Source organism: Tissierella praeacuta (assembly GCF_040396155.1).
Taxonomy (GTDB): domain Bacteria; phylum Bacillota; class Clostridia; order Tissierellales; family Tissierellaceae; genus Tissierella; species Tissierella praeacuta_A.
In genome coordinates this window covers 28,858-49,799 of record NZ_JBEBOY010000004.1, presented here as the reverse complement: position 1 = coordinate 49,799, position 20,942 = coordinate 28,858, and the positions used below count along the sequence as shown (strand labels likewise).

13 protein-coding genes are annotated in these 20,942 nt (G+C 30.8%); 5 read left to right on the top strand and 8 right to left on the bottom strand.

The genetic code is table 11. The features are described 5' to 3' along the window. Window positions 1-7: 7 nt before the first annotated feature. From kal to ABWP20_RS03180, 5 genes are all read right to left on the bottom strand, one after another. On the bottom strand, window positions 8-391 hold the full coding sequence (gene kal / locus ABWP20_RS03200) for a 3-aminobutyryl-CoA ammonia lyase (RefSeq protein WP_353093675.1): 384 nt from the start codon (window positions 389-391) through the stop codon (window positions 8-10). 83 nt (window positions 392-474) lie between these two features. Further along, window positions 475-3,000 (bottom strand): UvrD-helicase domain-containing protein, encoded by a 2,526-nt coding sequence (locus ABWP20_RS03195; protein ID WP_353093673.1) that lies wholly within the window; start codon window positions 2,998-3,000, stop codon window positions 475-477. A gap of 18 nt (window positions 3,001-3,018) precedes the next feature. Further along, the gene (ltrA, locus tag ABWP20_RS03190; RefSeq protein WP_353093671.1) at window positions 3,019-4,872 is read right to left on the bottom strand and encodes a group II intron reverse transcriptase/maturase; all 1,854 of its coding nucleotides are present in this window, start codon (window positions 4,870-4,872) and stop codon (window positions 3,019-3,021) included. Between the two features lie 710 nt (window positions 4,873-5,582). Beyond that, entirely contained in the window at window positions 5,583-6,656 is a 1,074-nt protein-coding gene (locus tag ABWP20_RS03185) for a UvrD-helicase domain-containing protein (protein ID WP_353093669.1), read from the bottom strand. Next, window positions 6,646-9,294, bottom strand: coding sequence for a PD-(D/E)XK nuclease family protein (locus ABWP20_RS03180; protein WP_353093667.1), 2,649 nt, complete (start codon window positions 9,292-9,294; stop codon window positions 6,646-6,648). The genes ABWP20_RS03185 and ABWP20_RS03180 overlap by 11 nt, the downstream gene beginning before the upstream one ends. Window positions 9,295-9,485: 191 nt before the next feature. Between ABWP20_RS03180 and ABWP20_RS03175 the strand changes: the two genes are divergently transcribed. The 3 genes from ABWP20_RS03175 to ABWP20_RS03165 are packed head-to-tail and all read left to right on the top strand — an operon-like array spanning window position 9,486 to window position 13,568. Next, complete coding sequence (locus ABWP20_RS03175) at window positions 9,486-10,193, top strand: ABC transporter ATP-binding protein (RefSeq protein WP_353093666.1); 708 nt, start codon at window positions 9,486-9,488, stop codon at window positions 10,191-10,193. A gap of 5 nt (window positions 10,194-10,198) precedes the next feature. Beyond that, window positions 10,199-12,268 (top strand): COG1361 S-layer family protein, encoded by a 2,070-nt coding sequence (locus ABWP20_RS03170; RefSeq protein WP_353093664.1) that lies wholly within the window; start codon window positions 10,199-10,201, stop codon window positions 12,266-12,268. Further along, window positions 12,261-13,568: an ABC transporter permease gene (locus tag ABWP20_RS03165; protein ID WP_353093662.1), complete on the top strand. Its 1,308-nt coding sequence runs from the start codon at window positions 12,261-12,263 to the stop codon at window positions 13,566-13,568. Before ABWP20_RS03170 ends, ABWP20_RS03165 begins: the two co-directional genes overlap by 8 nt. 46 nt (window positions 13,569-13,614) lie before the next feature. On the opposite strand, the gene ABWP20_RS03160 is transcribed toward ABWP20_RS03165, so the two are convergent. From ABWP20_RS03160 to ABWP20_RS03150, 3 genes are all read right to left on the bottom strand, one after another. Next, the gene (locus tag ABWP20_RS03160; RefSeq protein ID WP_353093660.1) at window positions 13,615-15,537 is read right to left on the bottom strand and encodes an S-layer homology domain-containing protein; all 1,923 of its coding nucleotides are present in this window, start codon (window positions 15,535-15,537) and stop codon (window positions 13,615-13,617) included. An 85-nt stretch (window positions 15,538-15,622) separates the two neighbouring features. Then, complete coding sequence (gene pyrG / locus ABWP20_RS03155; protein WP_353093658.1) at window positions 15,623-17,224, bottom strand: CTP synthase; 1,602 nt, start codon at window positions 17,222-17,224, stop codon at window positions 15,623-15,625. A gap of 181 nt (window positions 17,225-17,405) precedes the next feature. Then, window positions 17,406-17,984, bottom strand: coding sequence for a LysM peptidoglycan-binding domain-containing protein (locus tag ABWP20_RS03150; protein ID WP_353093656.1), 579 nt, complete (start codon window positions 17,982-17,984; stop codon window positions 17,406-17,408). A gap of 301 nt (window positions 17,985-18,285) precedes the next feature. Between ABWP20_RS03150 and ABWP20_RS03145 the strand changes: the two genes are divergently transcribed. Beyond that, entirely contained in the window at window positions 18,286-19,776 is a 1,491-nt protein-coding gene (locus ABWP20_RS03145; protein ID WP_353093654.1) for a spore germination protein, read from the top strand. Further along, window positions 19,769-20,920, top strand: coding sequence for a Ger(x)C family spore germination protein (locus ABWP20_RS03140; RefSeq protein ID WP_353093652.1), 1,152 nt, complete (start codon window positions 19,769-19,771; stop codon window positions 20,918-20,920). Before ABWP20_RS03145 ends, ABWP20_RS03140 begins: the two co-directional genes overlap by 8 nt. Window positions 20,921-20,942 lie beyond the last annotated feature (22 nt).

The window sequence follows — 20,942 nt, the reverse complement described above, 5'->3', positions numbered from 1 at the left end:
ACTCCCCCTATTTTCTTATCTTATCCTTTGGAACTAAACAAGTTCCTTCGGCTATACATACAACCACTGGTTCTTCTAGTACATCGCATGCAGATGGACTAATATCTGGTCTAGGTACTATAACCTTTCTAGCTTCAAATACCATCTTTCTAGAAGTATTTCCTACCTTAACAATCTCTCCCACCGCTTCAATATAATCGCCCGCATATACTGGAGCTTTAAATTCTACTTTGTCATAGGCCACAAATAAGCCCTCATCTCCGTCATGTCTAATAAGTAATTCTGTAGCAACATCTCCAAATAATGCCAGCATTCTAGCACCGTCTACTAAATTTCCACCATAATGAGCATCTTGACTGCTCATTCTAAGTCTAATCATTGCTTTTTCCATATTGTCTCCTCCATTACTTATATACTTAAGTTCATTATATCATATTGACAATATAGTAACAAGATACTGAATATTACTATTTTTTAAACTAATATTTTACTATATATATCAATTAATTCATCATTAAATGTTGAATAAAGCAATAAATTGTCCACCTTTATATCTTCATCTTTCATTATCTCTTCAAATAATATCCCGTACCCTTCTAGCTGTGCATTGTAGTTTCTTCTAAGGATTTCTCTATTAAAACAGATATCTGTCTTATAATCAATTATTGTCCAACTTCCATCCTTAGATTTTATTACTAAGTCCATTACTCCATTAATTAGTATAATTTTATTATATTTTTTTACCATCATAATTTGTTCTCTAGGTATTAAATTTGATAGTTTCCATAAAATCTCTCTATCTTTTTTGTCTATGGCCATAGTAAAGGATAGCTCACTAAATACTTTATCTGAATTTCTAAAGATTTCTATAATATCTTCATTGTTTATGAAATTATTTAATACTCTTTTTACATATTTATAAACCCTTCTTTTAATAATCAATCTAGCTTCATTATTTTCTTTTTCCATAATGGCAGAAACAGCCAAGTCCATAGAAGGATAGAATAATCCAATATTTGTTCTATTTATTTCTAAGTTATCTATATTCTCATTAACAGAAACTTTTACTGCATAGTCTATTATATTATTATTTATATCATTAAAATTTTTGCTATTTTTTATTAAAATCTCCATAGCCCTATGAATAATAATTCCATATCCCTTGCCCCTAGGACTATAGGGAATAAATTTCGACTTTGATATTCTAGTACTTTGGAATTTAGGACTCCTATATATAATAGTTTTTTCCATGAAATTTACCTCATCCTTGATGTCTTTAACTCTTTCAAACTCTGAAGGTGTTATTTTAAAATAACTTGGACTGGATATTTCCTTTAATCTAATCAATTCCTTAGTAATTTGGATTTCCTTTCTCTTCTCCTTAGACAATTTTATTTCTCTTTTTATATTTTCTATTCTTTTTTCCGATTTTATTTCGTTTTCTATATTATTAGATAGAGGATATAGAAAGTTCTTCTCTTCCATGGCATTTGACACAATCAAAGTGGATTTAGCTCTAGTAGCCGCTACATATAAAAGCCTATCTATTTCTGCTTCTTTAAAAAGTTTTTCCACTTCCTTTCTTTCCATCTCTTTTGGTCCAATTATATTATGGTTCTTTGAATATGCTATAAATCCTATACTATTACCTTCATTATCCTTTTCAACATAATGGGTATTAGATAAAATGCTTTTCTTTTTATCTCCTCCAACTAATATAACTATATTTGCCTCTAATCCCTTTGACTTATGAATATTCATTATTCTTATGGCATTCTCTGCTTCTTTCTTATTTATTGGCAATTCATAGTTTACCTTTGTAGATATTAAATTTTTTAATTCTTCCCTTAATTCATATATACTTCCACAGCTTTTAGATTTTAAAATTTCTATAGTTTGTCCAAGGGCTGACTCAGCATCTCGAATTTCTATATTTGTATATTCCCTATGGATATCATAGACTCCAATTTGGTTTTCTATAATCCTTTCAATGAAAGGGATTGGTCTAAGTTCTTTTGATAAATTAGCTAGATCGTTTAGATAGAGAAATGCTTTTTTTATACTTGGATGCTGTATCTTATCAATCTTATTTTTAGAAAAAATAAATTGAGATAAATCCCTATATTTCTCCATAAACAAATTTATAGTTTCCAATTCTAAATAGAAAGAGTTTCTCAAAACTGATACCAATTTTACATTATCCCTATAATCCACTAGGGCATCAATTAAAATAAATAAGTTCAATATCTCCCTAGTATCTCCCAAATTTTTCTCACCTGCCAATAAAGCCGATATGCCTTTATTTTTCAATGCCTTAAGGTATAGACCTGTTTCTTCATTGGTCTTTGTGAGAATCATTATATCACCTTCTTTTACCTTCCTATTTACATTGTAATAATCTTTTTCTCCATTTTTTATTCCATCTTTTAGTTTCTTTACCTTCTCCGTTATGACATAACTTTCTAAAATATCTTCTACTATATTAGCAACATATTCTGGTTCTTGACTCTCTGGATAATTATATTGATAAATCCCATTTATACTTTTATCCTCTCCCTGTAAAAAATCATCCCATAAACTTAATATATTCTTAAATCCTGCCTGTATATTAGTGGCATCTTCTTCAAATCCAAATAAGTCCTCATTTTTCTTTTTAAATGTAGATTCTACCCAATTACATACATTATCAGAAGACCTAAAATTAATATCTAAATATATGACTTCTCCATTATTTTTAATTATTTCTTTTACTTGATTATATATAGTAATATCTGCCCTTCTAAATCTATATATAGATTGTTTTGGATCACCTACTACAAACAGAGAACCAGGTATAGGTTTACAATTATGCCAATGTATATCATCATGCTCCCCAGTCAAATAAAGTATAAGTTCTGCCTGCATAGGATCTGATAGCGATAGGTAAATCTTTGAGACAATCTCCGACTTTTCCCCCGCTCCACACCGTACGTGAGAGTTTCCCCTCATACGGCGTTCCATCGAATACACCTTACTAATTTAAATGGTACAATTACCGACTTTTATACGAAGTTTGTTAATTTTATCTATCTCTTTTTTGCTAATATTTAATAATTTGAGATATTTTTCAATAGTTTCTGTTTTAGTGGCGTGTATTAATTTATGGCAGTTTTTTAATATAAAGGTTAGATTCTCATATGCATCTGTTCCGCCTAACTCTCTTGGCTTCTTATGATGGACTTCCATATCTCCTATTTCCAATGGTCTTCCAGTTATAGCACATTTTCCATTTTGTCCACAGTATAGTGAGATTCTATTGTCATTATATTCAATGCTTTCATCTCTTACTGGATTATACATCAGGTAATTTAATACTCTGATATTTATTTTGTTTAGTTGTGCATGTATTAACCTTCTACCTTCCTCCGTATAATCACAGATTTCTTGTGAAAAATTCCATGGAGGTTTTGTTTTTATCATTGATATTGGAAAAAGAATTTGTCCAAGCAAGAATGTCTTCTTACCTTTATGATTGCTATAGAATTTTGTATATGCCTTTGTAATTACACCACTTTTGGTTCGTATTTTACTTGTTCGGTTTTTAAGGTTCTTTTTGACTAAGAAATCGATTTGTGCGAAATCTTTGGATACATGTGTTGCTACGCTATAATACTGCTGTCTGCCTAAAATTGAAGCATTAAACTTATTGACATCAGTTTTTAATTGCGATTTTTGCATCCTTTTAATACTGCTTATGAATTGCTTGATAACTTTGTCTTTTGCTTTATAACTCATATAGGATTTAACTACATACCTTTTGCCTTTGGGAACTACTTTAAGTCTTATGCCTAAGAACTCAGTATAGTTTTTCTTTAAGTTTGTGATTTTAGATTTTTCAGGGCTAATATCTAATCCCAGTCTTTCTTTTAACCACTGTTTAGTAGCTTCAATAACTTTGACTGCTGTATCATAGTCTCTACAGAATATTTTAAAATCGTCTGCGTATCTTACGATAAACATTTCTTTAAGATTGGTTTTTCTAAGAGCCAAGTATTTAGGGGCTTTATCTATAATAATTTTCCCACTTGGTTTCTTTTTATTGGTTACAAGTTTACTTCTGGTTTTTAAATTTTCCCATTGACTTGCTATCCACCAATCTAATTCATTTAGCACTATATTTGATAGTAATGGAGAGATGATTCCTCCTTGTGGTGTACCTTTATCAGGTATTCCAACACCTTTTATTTCTGCCTTAAGCATTTTGGAGATAATTGATATTAATCTCTTATCCCTTATGCCCAGAGTCCACATTTGCTTAAGAAGCTTTCCATGATTTACATTATCAAAGAACCCTTTAATGTCTATATCAACTACATAATGCAGTTTGTTTATATTTGCTAATGTCATGGCTCTTGAAATTGCGTGATGGGCACTTCTGTTAGGTCTGAATCCATAACTATGATTATAAAATTTTGCTTCACAGATAGGTTCTAATATTTGCAATATACATTGCTGTATTAATCTATCCTCTATCGTTGGAATTCCCAACGGTCTTATACCTCCAGTAGGTTTCGGTATTTCTACTCTTCTAACTGGATGTGGCTTATAGTTACTTAGTCTTCCCTTAACGTAATCCACAAGCTTTTGTGGTTCGTTTTCAGCAATTTCTACTATCGTATTTTCATTTGTGCCTTTTGTTTTACTACCTTTATTTCTTTTTATATTTCTGTAGGCTAACTGTATGTTTCTGTCATCTGTAATTAGTTCCAGGAGTTTTGTAAAGTTGTAATTTCTTTTACTCTTTTCGTATAAGTCATCAAACATACCTTGTAAATCATAATACTCATTATTTCTTAGCTTTTTCTTTTTCTTCGTATTTTTCCCTGTCATCATTAGTCAACTAATCACCTCATCTTTCGAATTGGTTTTCGTTTCTTTTAGTCATACTCGAACCTAATGAATATTGCACTTTTAAATTTTCGTGTATATTTCGACTTGTGGCTATCCCTCCACGACTTATTATCATCGCTTCATTGGTACTGTGCCACTACTTTCACCAGTGTTAAGATAAGTTATAGCAGACTTCTCCTTTCTTTATCAACAATTCATCGATGGCAAGCTCTCCTTGTCACTGGCTTACCACGTTCCTACATTCCTATCTTTGCATATGCTTTTAGGTTTCCCTCTGAGCCTGTTAGCTTGATAGTGCCTGTAACACTATAAGGTATTTCATAAAGACAACTTCTTACTTTACCTCACTAACCTTACAATAGTAAGAATACCATTTCTGATATTTATTCCTTTAGACCCTTTCATTCGGGATTTCGTCAGTATACTTTTTCATAGTATACGATTCTCACCATGAGCATTTTATAGACATCCGACCTATAGGTTGCGACATCCACCTCTGGACATTGTTCCTGTAAGATTGCTCTTACTTAGGGCAACTCTCAGCCGACTTCACCGAGCTTATAACATCTTCATTCTTGCAAATCCGATGCTATTCGGAGTATTAATGGGACCCTTCAGGGCGTTACCCCTTCATTTGATACCTCGGAATGTAAGTTCTCCCATCTAATGATGGTGAATAGCCTTTTCAGCTATTAACGTGTCGCACTATCCTGAAATTCATCTATATAAAAATATTTATATTTGTTCTTAAAATACTTTCTAGCCAATGAAGATTCCTTAATTAATGTGGATGCTTTATATAATAGTTCATTAAAAGTAAGTTTCCCTTCATATTTTTCCCTCTTATAGTCTACAACCATATTGATAAAATCTGTACAAGTATTATATACAATAGCATTTAATCTAAAATAAATATTATAAATTCTTTCTATAAACCTTTTATATTCTTCTGCACCATTGGAATTCCAATGCTTTTTACTAATAACCTTCTCAAATATCTTTTCTATGTCGAATTCTTCTTTTCCATATTCTTTTAGAAGATTATTGGAATAATATATTAGATCTTCCCCTTCCCTTAATATAGAAGAGAATAGCTTTGCAATATTAGAATTATTTTTAAAAGGCTCTATACTTAAATATTCATATTCTTTCTGTATATCCTTAAATTCCTTTTCAATATCCTCTAAATTATAATTTATATCTTTATATCCACTAAATTTAATATCTGGATTCCCAAGGACTAGTATTGCTTTACTCTTTAAATCCTTATAATCAATATTTACCTTCCATAAGGAATCTATAGTTTCCTTATATTCCTCCTGATTGTCCCTTAAAAACTTATACCATATATTGTTGTGAAACTCTTCATCATTCTCTATTATTTCATAATTAGGCGTAATATTAGCATCAAAAGGCATTTCCCTTAAAATAAGTTCACAAAAGGAGTGGATAGTTCCAGTAAATATTCTATCCACAGCCTTTAGCCTTCCTATTATCTTTGAATCTCTTTCATTTTTTAAATATTCTAAAGCCTTCAATTGAATTCTTTCAGCTAATTCTGTTGAAGCTGCCTTAGTAAATGTAATTGCCACTAAATTAGCAGGATTTATATCTGTACTAATTATATGATTGATAATTCTTTGTACTATTATGGTAGTTTTCCCTGCTCCCGCTCCTGCTTCAAGAAGATAGTTTTTATTGAATGTATTTATTATTTCTTCTCTTTTATTCATTTCTATAGATATTAAACTTTGTTTATCCACCATAATCCACCTCCTCTTTTATACTGGATGAATCCTTATCTACAATACATATAGAACTATAATCACAATATCTGCAACTTTGCTCTGGATCATATATTATATTTTTTTGTGCTTCCAATATATCCATATCTAACAATTCTTTTATTCTATTCTCTATTGTATTTATAAATTCGTCACTAAAATCCAAATCAATTGTTCCATCCTTTTCCGTCTCCCCAAATATATAGGTAAATTTCTCTACCACTGGGTTTATTATATCTTTTCTAGTTTCTAATATTTTTTCCAATGCTTTTTTATAAACATAATATTGAAGTTTTTGTGTTTGTGAATAATTATACTCCTTATTTTTTCCTCTTCCTGTGGAAAACCTTAATTTTTTATCAAAGTTATCCATATTTCCAGTTTTATAATCCACAATTCTGAATACATTTTCATCCTTATTACTTATATCCACTCTATCTATGGCTCCTGATATATTTAATTCTAATCCTACAACATTTATTTTCTGTCTTGGAAGTATACCAAAAAAATTATTATTTTTATATAATTTATCTCCAAAGGATAATTCGTTTACTAATACTCTCCACTCTTTATCCTCCTTAGTAGTATCTATAATACTTTTACATATATCTATTAAACTTTGTTTCTCTCTTAAATATACTTCTTCAAGCAAACACACATTATCTATCTTAGCATTGATACATTCCTCTTCCACTAGTTCCAACAAGATTTCATCAGTCTGTTCTTTTTCATTTAGATTAAAATATGCATTTAATACTTTATGGGCTATAAGACCCTTAGTTAATCCGTCAAGCCATCTATCAACTCTAATATCCACATCTTCTTTAGGAATAAGTCCCATTATATTTTTAAAATAAAATTTTCTAGGACATTCTGCTAAAGTTTCCAAAGACGTAGCAGATTTAACCATATCCCTACCATATATTATTCTTTCCCTATTCTCATATTCATCTATTTCCTTTTCTCCAGCTATATCCTTTAATTCATTGTATATTTGAGATGGAGATTGTATTTTTATATTCACAGTATCAAAATTTGAATAACCTATAGATATATTTTCAAAGTCAGCTGTTAATAATTCTTTTATCTTATATTTTTTATACTCGTATCTTTCATTTGCAAAGAAAATATTGTCAAGTAATATAGGGGATTCAACTACCTTATTAGATAAGCTATCACTATCTAATCCTATTAAGTAAAGATATTTTCTTCCAGTATACCCTGCATTTCCAAAGCTTGCAGCAAATATATGTCCTGGATGAGGCTGGGCTCTAAGTATTTTACTTTGCTCAATATAGGATAATACTATATCAAAGTACTCATCTCTACTTACTTCCATATCTATATCTCCAATTTTATATAAAGTTTCAAGAACCACCTGCTTTGCTGCCCCATCATATTTATTGTTACTTTTTACATACTTTGTTATTAAATTTATAAACTTTGGTATATATTGATTAAATCTAAGGTAATTACTTTTTGGTATAGTTTCAAATAGTTCTGCAAAGAATTCCTTAAGCCAAATCCTTTTTTCTATTTCACCTTCACTTAAATCCCTACGATTTTTAATATTACTTAAAATTTTATTATAATTTTCTCTTAAAGAAATGATTTTACATTTTACTAATTCTTCATATATTTCAGGGGCAGAAAAATTGTCAATTTTAATATCTCCATTGACAAATATGGTCTTAATTTCATTTACATTATAGTAATTTTTAGCCCAAGTAAAAATAGTATTTATAAATCTATAGACACTGCTTGATTTAATATCTAAACCTTCACCAAAGGTAATAGGTATATTTTCCTTCTCAAATTCTATATTTATTAAATCTAGATATTTATTATTTGTAACTGCTATTACTACTTCATCAATGGGTATTCTCTTATCCTTCATATCTTTTATAATAGTTCCTATTTCTTCTTTTGTACCATATGCTTCATAAAACTTAATCTTTTTACCTTCTAATTCTATATTATTAAAGATATCCTTATAATAATAGTTCTCAGGACGACCTTCAACTGTTTTAACTGGCATCTGAATTTTCACACAGCTATTCTCTGTTAGTTTCTTAAATAATATTTCCTCCATATTATTAAATTCAATATTAGAAGCTATGGCTATTTTATTTTCTCTATATGAATTTATATTTACTGATTTTGCTGCCTCAATTATTATGTCACAATAGTCTAGGGCATTTAATTCTTTCAATTTGTTTTCATATCTAATATAAATCTTATCTAAATCCTTTATTTTTGGATAATCCTCTAGCCCGCTATATTTTAATTCCATAATCACCTTATACAATTCTTCAGCAGTTTTCGCATCTATTAAATTAGGCTTAAAAAATCCATTTGGCTCTTCTTCTACTAAAACTTTAAGTATATTAATTATTAAACTATTGCCTAGAATACTGTCTATAATGATTTTCTTTTTATTTATAATATCTTCTTCTAATATTTCAAAAGCTAGGCGTTTTAAAGTTACAACTTTTAGATTTATAGAAGAATAACCTTTTCTCGCCATTTTATTTACCATTTGCATCCCTATTGTTCTTGATGGAACTATAAATATTTTTTCATCTAAAAGATTTTCCCTGCAGAAATCTTTTAACTCCATATTATCACCCCTTATCTTCTATCATATATTTAATATTCGACATAGAAAATAAAAATCCTTCAATTTTTTTAATACATAGGATTACAAAACAGTAAGATACGACTATAAACTTTAATAATATTGTAACCCTTTAATAAACCTTATTATGGTAGAATATACTCAGACTAATTACACATGGGAGTGAGCTATTTTTGAAGGACTTAATAGTATTGAAGAATCTAAGAAAGGTATATAGAATGGGAGATGAGAAAATAGTTGCCCTTGATGATGTCAGCTTATCTATTCGAAAAGAAGAGTTTATATGTTTACTTGGTACATCTGGCTCTGGAAAATCTACATTATTAAATATGATGGCTGGCCTAGAAAAACCCACAAAAGGAGAAATCATCATAGGCAATTACCCTATACATAAAATGAATGAAAAAGATGTAACTAAATTTCGACAAAAATATGTAGGTTTCGTGTTTCAGTCCTATAACCTAATTCCTACTCTTTCAGCACTAGAAAATGTATGCTTAGGTCTAACCTTTCAGGGAGTTCCTAAGGCACAAAGGGAAAAGCAAGCAAAACAAATGTTAATAGATGTAGGATTGGAAAAAAGATTGCATCACAAGCCATCTGAAATGAGTGGAGGGCAACAACAAAGAGTAAGTATTGCAAGGGCTTTTGTTGGCAAACCTCAAATAGTATTTGCTGATGAGCCAACGGGAAATCTAGATACAAGAACTACAATCGAAATTATGAATCTGATCACTGGCATGGCCTACGATTTTAACCAAACTTTGATTATAGTTACCCATGATATAGAAATCTCAGATTATGCCCATAGAGTAGTATATCTAAGGGATGGCCGTATAGAAAAAATAATAGAAAACGAAAACATAGTAAGGGGGCAGTAAGTTAGATGAAAAAGTTTTTAAGCATTTTTTTAGCAGTATTCTTAGTTATATTGCAGATACCCACTAGAGGATTTGCCGATAACAATAGCACTAAAAAGGATGATCCTATTGAAAATCCAAATCTTACAATTACATCTTCAAATGTGTATTTGGCAGAGGCTGGAGAAAAAGTTTCTGTATCCATTGAGTTGAAAAACACCAGTGATTATTATGCAGAGAATATCTCAGGTACGCTCAGTAGTAAATCATCAGATGTTTATGTTGATGGTCGTGCTTATGACGATATTCCTAAAATTAAAGACGGCAAATCAAACTCTCTATCCTTTAAAGTAAGGGTAGATGAAAAAGCTGATGAAGGTAATCATGAATTATTATTAAATATTGTCTACTATAATCAAGATGGAGATAAGATGGATTCAATAACTCAAACTATTAATATAAGGGTTACAAATAAAGCCATAGCTCCATTATTAGTAGTTGATAAGGTAAATGTAATTCCTGGTACAGTAGTTAACGCTGGAGATATTATAGCAGTAGGTTTTGATATTGAAAATATAGGTTCAGGTCTTGCTAAGGATATAAAGGTAACTTTAGACGGTTTATCTGATGAAAGCTTTGTTTTAAATAATGGAGTAAACTATAAGGTAATTCCTTCTTTAAATGCAGATAAAAAATATTATTTATATTTTGAATTAAAATCCTTGAAGACCTTAAAATCAGGAAGCTATAAGATAAGTTTAAGTTTATCATATAAAGATATAAAAAACCAGGTTATAAAAGATGAAAGTAGTTTCTTTATAACTATTGCATCAAATAATAATCGCTCATCTAATTTAATAATAGAAAATTTAGTCTATCCTATAGGTACTCTCCTACAAAATAAAGAAGTAGATGTTAAATTTAATATTAGAAATCAAGGTCAAGTAGATGCAGAGGAGATTATAGTAGAAGCAAAAAGTACAGATCAAACTGGATTAGTTCCAAAATCAGTAAGTATAGTAAAACTAGATTCTCTAGCACCAGAAGCTATAGAAGAATTAGAATTCAAGTTTTTTACTACAAAGGCTGCTGAAACTAAAAACTATCCTATTGAAATCACAGTAAAATATACAGATGAATTGGGCAAAGAAGATACTATTGCCCAACTTATAGGAATATTTGTAGAAGCACCTGATAAAGATGAAGCCACTAAGGGAAAGCCTAAGTTAATAATCGATAAATATAGCTTTGAACCCCAATTAGTTAGGGCTGGCGAAAACTTTGATATGACTCTTTCCTTCTACAATACTTCTAGTAAAAAAACTGTTAAAAATATAAAAATATTTTTAACAGCAGAAGCTGGTTCTAAAACTGATAATGATAGTGCTGGCAGTTCTGCATTTACTCCAGTAGATAGTTCAAATACATTTTATATTGACTCTATAAAACCTAAGGGCAGAGTAGAAAAGAAAATAAAAATGTATACTATACCAGATGCTATTGCTAAGACTCATACTATAACAGCTAATTTTGAATATGAAGATACTGAAGGTACTGAATTAAAAGATGTTGAGTTAATCGGTGTTCCTGTAGTTCAGCAATCAAGACTTGAAACCGCAGAATTACAACTTTATCCTGAGGCAATAGTAGGACAACCATTTCCTGTATCTTTGGAATTCTACAACACTGGTAAGGTCACTTTATATAATACAATGGTTAAATTAGAAGGAGATTTCCAAACAGAAAGCGGAAGTTATTATATTGGTAATTTTGAAAGTGGCGGAAGTGATTATTTTGAAGGTATGGTAATACCGTCTGAGCCAGGAGAGTTAAAAGGAGCAGTACTATTTACCTACGAAGACTCCACAGGTCAAACCCAAGAGTTGAGAAAAGAATTCGAATTAAATGTAATGGAGATGCCACCAATGGAGGAAAATCCTGATGATATGCCTCCTATGGACGAAGCCAGAGGGTTTAAAAAATTCATAAAATCCAAATGGTTATGGGGTTCTATAACAATTATAGGAGCTGGCACAGGTGGTTTCTTCTACTATAAAAAGAAGAAAAAGAAAAAGGAAATGGCATTAGATGAGTAATATAGATTTATTTAGAATGGGAATTAAAAATCTGTGGAGAAGAAAACTAAGAACATTTCTTACAGTTCTTGGAGTAATCATAGGTGCCAGCTCTATTATAGTAATGCTAAGCCTGGGTTTTGGAATGAGTAAATCCTTTGAAGATCAAGTAGCTCAATGGGGTAGCTTAACTACAATAACTGTCCGTAAGGGATGGGGAGGAGAACCTCAGCACGGAAAAAAAGAAGTGGCATTAGATGACAATGCTATAGCTTCCTTTAAAGGATTACAAAATGTTGTAGCAGTAAGTCCTATACTTCAAAGCTATGGTACTGTGATTAATGGTAAATATATATCTCAAGTACCCATTAAAGGAATTGATCCAGATTCTATGGAAGCCTTTGGATATGAAGTATCAGAAGGTAGACTATTAAATAAATCTGATGAACTTTCTGTAGTATTTGGTAGTGATATGCCAGATAGTTTCTATGACCCAAAGTCTAGAGTATGGCGAGAACCTAAAATAAATATTATGAAAGATAGAATGACCTTAACTCTTGATCCAGACTATGGTTGGTCTCAACCTTCCGGAAGAAAAAAAGTAAACTATAAGGAATATAAAATAAAATCTATAGGTATTTTAACTCCAGGGGATTGGGACACCAATTATGGAATATTTATGCCTATTGCAGAGGTCCAGAAAATGATAAAGGATAGAGAAAAAGCTGAAGGCACAAAGCCACAACCAGGTAAATCAAAAGGAAAAGGATATGACCAGGTAACTATCAAAGTTAATGATATGAAAAATGTTCAAGAAGTGCAAAATAAGATAAAAGATATGGGACATGAAGCCTACAGCTTAAATGATGAATTAGAATCTATGAAAAAACAAGCTGCTGTAATCCAAGCAGTACTAGGAGGCATAGGAGCCGTATCCCTTTTAGTAGCAGCTATAGGGATTACTAACACCATGGTCATGAGTATATATGAAAGAACTAAAGAAATTGGTGTTATGAAAGTAATAGGTGCATCACTTAAGGATATAAAAAGACTTTTCCTATTTGAATCAGCACTTATTGGGCTTACAGGCGGAATATTCGGAGCAGGCTTTTCCTATTTAATATCGTTTATTATAAATAAGTTTAGCCCTCAATTCGGTGAAGCCATAGGGGCCTATGGTGCCACTAAAATATCTATTATACCAATATGGTTAGCATTTGCAGCCATGGCATTCTCAGCTTGTATAGGAATTGCATCAGGGTATTTCCCTGCTAGGCGTGCAATGAATTTATCAGCATTAGAAGCTATAAAAACAGAATAAAAGAAAATAAGTATCATTTTGGTTTTCCCAAAATGATACTTATTTTTTATCTTAATAAAATAATTGTCTTTGCAATGAAAGTAGAACCGTCATAACTTCCGATTATATTAATAATATCCCCTTTATAAAGATGACTAAAATCTAGTTTATTCCCTCTTTCATCTAGAACAACAACATCCTCTGAGTAAACTGTTATTTCTTCTCCAAATTTTGAACTATCTAAACTAAAGTCGGTTATTTCCAAATCTAAAGTTTTCTTTCTTGAATTAACACCTAATACTCTTCCAACCATAGTAGCTGATACCCCTATAGAATCTGCTTCTATTTCGATTATCTCATCGCCTTCAACGACTATTTCCACAGAGAAACCAGCCTTTAAATCATAGGAAGTAGCCACTGATCTATCTACCTTTATATGTGCAACTTTTCCTAAGGAATACTTTTCTTCTTTTTTAGTTTTTTGATTCAATATAGTTATCTTAGTAGGCTCTTGAAGCTTAGTTTCCATTCCTAATATAATTCCCTTTATATCCTTCTTATCAACTGTAGCTTCTATTTCCTTAGCTATATCATACTCCGCTTCAATATAAACCTCATCTTTTACCTTTAAATCTTCCGCATCTGCAGATTTTCTATTTCTAGTGATATCAGTCTTTCTATTAATTAAAAACTTGTATGATTTATCCTTAGAATCCAATATTGTAATATAATATTCATCATCTTTACTATCCTTCACAGGAGTTATATCCTTTATAGTGCCTTTTATTTCCATATCCTTACTTTGGGACTCAATATCATATATTAAACCTTTTTTAATTTTTACGTCAATTAGATCTTTTTCATTTAGATTATTCAAATATACAGATTTGCCATTTAAATATATATCTGCATTTTTATCTATGCTAAATTCCTTATATAAAGTCTTCTTTCCCTCTGTATATTCTATAGTTATCTTAGATGTAAGAGTATTTATATATTTAATCTTACCTGAAATATATTCGTCCTGTGATGTAGCATTAACAGAAATAAGATTCTTAGTATCCTTCTTCAACTTCAATTCTATTTCTTGTCCTTCTGATAAATCAGAATAATTAGTTTGCTTTCCATCTACAACTATTGTAGTACTGCTCATTATCTCATAAGTAGTTTCACTTCCACGAGAATTTTCAATTGTTAAAAATCTTTTACTTGACTCGCTATAAGTATTAACAACTTTTCCACTAACAACATCTATCTCAGTCTTTGAATTATCTGGATTCGTTGGATTAGTTGGAGAAGTAGTTCCATTCTTTTTTATAAACTCATCAGCTGTAGACATCATCTTAGCCATTACAGCTCTAGTTAAAGTAGAGTTTGGCTTAAACGTTCCATCTCCTGCACCTTTAGGATCCAAAACTCCTGCATCAATTAAAACAGATACATACTTACTCTGCATAGCAGACATGCTCATTACATCCTTGTATGTCAATGATACAATCTGTTTATTCTTTGCAACATCATCTAGCCCCATGGCTTTAACTAAATATTCACAGGTATTAACTTTATTGATTGTTTTTTTAATTTGTCCCTTTTTATGAACATTTCTCAATTCTTGTTCTGTAATTATATTTTTATATAGACAAACAGCTAGTCCCTCTTTAGCCCAATCATCTATCTTAAGTTCATTTAATAAAGCACTATAGGCATAAGACGCATTTGCCCTTTCTGTGGATGTAGGATTAGATAATCTTGCTAATAAACTCATTGCTGCATCAAAATTCAGGCTTCCATCTGGAGCAAATTTACTTCCATCTCCAATGCCTTTTATATACCCTCGGCTTGCCATATCCTCAATATAAGTGTATCCCCAATAAGTAGTAGGTACATCCTTAAATCTAGGCGCTGCACCATAGCTTGGTATAGATGATACCAGTATTGCTGAAACTAGAGCTGTAGTAACTCCTCTTTTCAAGTTCTCATAATTTTTCATATATACCCCCCTTTTTTTAGTGAAGATTGAATAGCTTTAAATAAAGTTTAGAATCCTTGAACTATTCCCTATGAATTGTCCACTACTAACTATTCTTTATTGTTGCTTTTATAAATTCTCTAAATAATGGATGAGCTTTTGTAGGTCTAGATTTTAGTTCTGGATGATATTGAACTGCTATGAACCAAGGGTGATCCTTTAATTCAATCATCTCAACTAATCTTTCATCAGGAGATAATCCAGATATAATAAGTCCTTCTTCCTCTAGCTTATCCCTATATTCATTATTAAACTCATATCTATGTCTATGTCTCTCATATATGATTTCATCATTATATATTTCTAATGCTTTTGTTCCTTCTTTTATCTTGCAAGGATATAACCCTAATCTCATAGTACCACCAAGAGTATCTATATCCTTTTGCTCTGGCATTAAATCTATTACAGGATATGAAGTTTGTGGATTAAGTTCAGAACTATGAGCATCTTTAAGATTTGCCACATTTCTAGCAAATTCTACAACTGCCAATTGCATACCTAGACATATTCCTAAATAAGGAATATTATTTTCTCTAGCATATTTAATAGCTACAATCTTACCTTCTACTCCCCTATCTCCAAATCCGCCAGGTACTAAAATACCATCTGCATCGGATAAAATTTCTTTATAATTGCTTTCATCTATTTTTTCTGCATGTATCCAGTTAATCTCAACTTCCACATTATTAGCTATGGCTCCATGATTTAACGCTTCTGATACAGATATATATGCATCCTTCAGCTCAACATATTTACCTACTAAAGCAATTTTTACTTTACCCTGTGGATTATTTATCCTTTCCACAATTTCATTCCATTCAGATAAATCAAGTTCTCCACATTTTAGATTAAGATGATCTATAACCAATTGAGGAAGTCCTTCTCTTTCTAGCATTAAAGGAATTTCATAAATAGTAGAAGCATCTATATTTTCAATAACTTCTGATGGGTCTAAATCACAGAATAATGCAATCTTTTCTTTAACATCTTCTGCAATAGGAACTTCTGTCCTGCAAATAAGTACATCTGGTTGAATACCAAGGCCTCTAAGCTCCTTCACACTATGTTGTGTAGGTTTAGTCTTTAACTCCCCTGCCTTAGATAAGAAAGGCACTAAAGTTACATGAAGATACATTACATTTTCTCTACCTACATCATATTTTATCTGTCTAATAGCCTCTAAGAAAGGTAAAGATTCGATATCCCCTACAGTTCCACCTATTTCAGTTATTACAATATCTACGTCTCTTTCCTTAGATGCTCTTATGATTCTTTCTTTGATTTCATTAGTAATATGAGGAATTACCTGTACAGTTCTACCGTCATACTCCCCTTTTCTTTCTTTATTAAGTACTGACCAATAAATCTTACCAGAAGTCACAGAACTATATTTGCTTAGATTTACATCAATAAATCTCTCGTAATGACCTAAATCTAAATCCGTCTCTGCACCATCATCTGTAACAAATACTTCACCATGTTGATAAGGACTCATAGTTCCTGGGTCAACATTTATATATGGATCAAATTTTTGAATAGTAACCTTAAGTCCTCTGCTCTTTAAAAGCTGGCCTAAACTAGCTGCTGTAATACCTTTACCTAAGGATGAAACTACTCCACCTGTAACAAAAATATACTTAGTGGACACTTTAACAAAACCTCCTCAAACTTACGTCTTTCAATTATATTCTATCTTATTAGTTTATCTTATATAAAAAAATATGTCAATTATTTAGATAGTTTTAAAATTGGAATAAAATAGCATAGGGCTATGCTCCTGACTATATTTTGAGCATATCCCTATCTTATATTCATTAAATTTTTTTTAATTATGGTATACAAATTATTTGACCTATTTGAAGACTATTTGGATTTACAGTTGGATTAGCACGTTGAATCGCATCTACTGTAGTATTAAATCTTTGTGCTAAAATAAAAAATGTATCTCCTGCTCTAACTGTATAAGCAAATGTTCCTGCTGGGCAAGTGGCTATTGGAGTACAACTTACACCAAGTGCAGTCCATGTCAATCTACCTACTATTCCATCTGGTACAAGATTTCTACTTCTTTGAAAAGCTATAACAGCAGATTGTGTTCTAGTTCCAAAGATGCCATCAATAGCTCCTGGATCAAATCCTGCATTTCTTAAAAGCTGTTGAAGCTCTGCTACAGATGATCCCCTACTTCCTATATTTAATGTAGGACAACTAGAAATTGGTGGTACTGGTGCAGCAGTTGGCACACAAATTACTTGACCAATAAATAATCTATTTGGGTCTACTCCAGGATTAGCAGCTATTAAAGCATCTAAAGATATTCCATATGTTCTAGCTATTGCGAAGAACGTATCTCCAGCTTTAATTATATATGCTGTAGAGCCTGTAGGACATGTTTGATTAATTTCCATAGTCTAACCTCCTCAAATTGAATTATAACTCAATATATTATATTCAAATTGATATTATAGGTTACAAGTTCTCAGACACTAATACAGGTAGTCCTAATTTCTCATAGATCTTTCTAAGAATCGTTTAGTTCTTTCATTCTTAGGGTTATTAAATAAACTCAAAACTAATAATATCTCTTCCTATTATATTAGCTATATTTTATCTACATTAAATCATTATTATTCTCACTACTTATAGCATAGTTACTCTTTTTTTGGTAAAACTAATATTAATATTTTTATTAATGAGGGTGTAGTAAATATGAATAATCTTAAAAGATATAAATTATCCTCTTCCATAGAAGATAACATAAAGCTAATAAAAGATATCTTTAAAAATGATGATACTATTAAATTTAGAAGATTTCAAAATCAATATAATCAAGATATTAAATGTTTAATAGTGTTTATTAATGGAATGGCTGATAACTATCTTATAACTGAAAATATAATTAAACCTATTACCATAAATACTATGGAATGTTTAGAAAAATCTCCTATAGATTATTTGCAAAGCCAGATCATTCTTTCATCTGAATGTGAAAAAACTAATAACGTATTAGATATTATAAACTCTATTATAGATGGAGATACAGTACTTTTTCTAGAAGGCTCAGATGAAGTAATTACTATTGAAAGTAAGGGATGGAAAACCAGAGATATTCAAGAACCAGATGTAGAAAGAGTAGTTCGTGGTCCAAGGGAAGGATTTAATGAATCCATTATAATTAATCTATCTTTAATTAGAAGAAAACTTAGAACTAATAACTTAAAGTTTAAATTTATGGACCTAGGAGAAATAACATATACAAAGCTTTGTGTATGCTATATCGAAGGATTGGCAAGAGAAGATGTCTTAAATAATTTATATGAACAACTTAATAATATTAAAACCGATGGAATTTTAGATGCAAAGTACATTCAAGAATATATAAGTAAAGAACCCTACTCCGTATTTGAAATTACTTATACTACAGAAAAGCCTGATGTAGCTGTAGCTAAACTTTTAGAGGGAAGGATAGTTGTCATTATAGACGGTACTCCTGTGGCAATAACCTTACCTTTTCTTTTTATTGAGACTTTTCAATCTGCTGATGACTATTATTTAAACTACTACTATGCTTCTTTAAATAGGATACTTCGTATAATAGGTTTTTTCTTAACTATAAGTATACCAGCAATATATCTATCTTTAGTTACTTATAATCAGGAAATGGTACCTACTCCTCTTATTATGAGTATTTATGCCTCTAGATTAGATGTTCCATTGCCTACTGTCTTTGAACTTATTGGGTTATTACTTGTATTTGAAATACTTAGAGAGGCAGGAACACGTATGCCTTCTTATATTGGTCAGGCTTTAAGTATTGTAGGTGCTTTGGTTCTTGGTTCTGCAGCTGTAGATGCAAAGTTTGTCAGCGCCCCTATTGTTATTGTTGTGGGTATGTCTGGTATTACCAGCCTTATAACTCCTACACTTGGTGGCGCCACTATAATTATTAAAATAGGATTAATTCTGCTTTCTTCCATACTTGGTTTATATGGATATGTTATAGGAATGTCATTTTTACTTCTTCATTTGTTAAAACTTAAATCCTTTGGCATACCCTATATGACAAACTTAGCTACTTTTACTCTGCAAGATCTGAAGGATACAGGAGTTAGAGCTCCTCGATGGTATATGAAATATAGGCCGAAACATATTGCAAAGAAAAATCCTATTCGTTCCTCTGGAGGTAAGAACCGTGAATAAGTCCTTTATATTTATATTGACTCTAATTATAATCTCCATCCTTCTTACAGGATGCTGGAATTATAGGGAAATTGATAAACTAGCCATTGTTTCAGGAGTAGCCGTAGATAAACCAAGTTCAAATGAGGGCTACGAAGTAACTGCAGAAGTAATTAATGTATCCTCATCTATGAGAGAACCAAAATTTAATTCAACAAGAATAGAATCCAGGGGAGCAAGTATTTTTGATTCTATGAGGAATATAATTAATGTTTCTGCTAAACAATTATTTTGGAGTCATTCCTCTATAATTATAGTTAGTGAAGACATAGCCAAAGAAGGTATCTTACCTATATTAGATTGGGTAACAAGAAATTCTGAACCTAGACTTTCCACATATATATTAGTTTCGGAAGCTCAAAATGCAAGAGATATATTAAGCTCACAAAGTTTAACTACAGAAATACGTTCCTTTGAAATCCAAGAAATGATTATTTCAAATAATAAATTAGCCAAAATTCCTAATATTCAAATTTATGAACTGAATAATCAACTTGCAGCAAAGGGAATCAATCCTGTAATACCTACTATCAAAATTGTAATTAATGAAAATGAGCCAACTATGGTCCTATCTGGAGGAGCTGTTTTAAATAAAGATAAGTTAGCTGGATATATAAGCTTAGAAGATGTTAAATATTATCTCTTTACAAGAGATAAAATTAAAGAAGGACTTCTTGTTACTAATTTAGATAATGAAGATCCTAAAGAGAAAGTAACATTAGAAATATATAAAAATAGAACTAAAGTTACTCCAGTTATTTCTAATGGTAAACTTTCTATGAATATTAAAATTTCAGCGGAAGTGTCTATAGAAGAATCAAGTAGCTCAATAGATGCACTAAATGAAAATGTCATTCAACATATTAAACTTAATGCTGAAAAATCTTTAAAAAATAATGTCCTACGAGTAATAAGCAATGTACAAAATGATTTTGAATTAGATATATTTGGGTTCGGACAAATAGTAAAAGAAGAAATGCCCAAAGTATGGAAAGATGTTGAAGATAATTGGGATGAAATATTTAAAGAGTTAAAGGTAAATGTGGATACAGATATTCATATTAGAAGTAGTGGGCATTTATCAGGAACTATTAAAAAACGCTAAGTAAATTAATTCGAAAGTAGGT

Coding starts and splice junctions, on each gene's coding strand:
- kal (WP_353093675.1), bottom strand. CDS start 391: ATGGAAAAAGCAATGATTAGACTTAGAATGAGCAGTCAAGATGCTCAT.
- ABWP20_RS03195 (WP_353093673.1), bottom strand. CDS start 3,000: ATGGAACGCCGTATGAGGGGAAACTCTCACGTACGGTGTGGAGCGGGG.
- ltrA (WP_353093671.1), bottom strand. CDS start 4,872: ATGATGACAGGGAAAAATACGAAGAAAAAGAAAAAGCTAAGAAATAAT.
- ABWP20_RS03185 (WP_353093669.1), bottom strand. CDS start 6,656: ATGGTGGATAAACAAAGTTTAATATCTATAGAAATGAATAAAAGAGAA.
- ABWP20_RS03180 (WP_353093667.1), bottom strand. CDS start 9,294: ATGGAGTTAAAAGATTTCTGCAGGGAAAATCTTTTAGATGAAAAAATA.
- ABWP20_RS03170 (WP_353093664.1), top strand. CDS start 10,199: ATGAAAAAGTTTTTAAGCATTTTTTTAGCAGTATTCTTAGTTATATTG.
- ABWP20_RS03165 (WP_353093662.1), top strand. CDS start 12,261: ATGAGTAATATAGATTTATTTAGAATGGGAATTAAAAATCTGTGGAGA.
- ABWP20_RS03160 (WP_353093660.1), bottom strand. CDS start 15,537: ATGAAAAATTATGAGAACTTGAAAAGAGGAGTTACTACAGCTCTAGTT.
- ABWP20_RS03150 (WP_353093656.1), bottom strand. CDS start 17,984: ATGGAAATTAATCAAACATGTCCTACAGGCTCTACAGCATATATAATT.
- ABWP20_RS03145 (WP_353093654.1), top strand. CDS start 18,286: ATGAATAATCTTAAAAGATATAAATTATCCTCTTCCATAGAAGATAAC.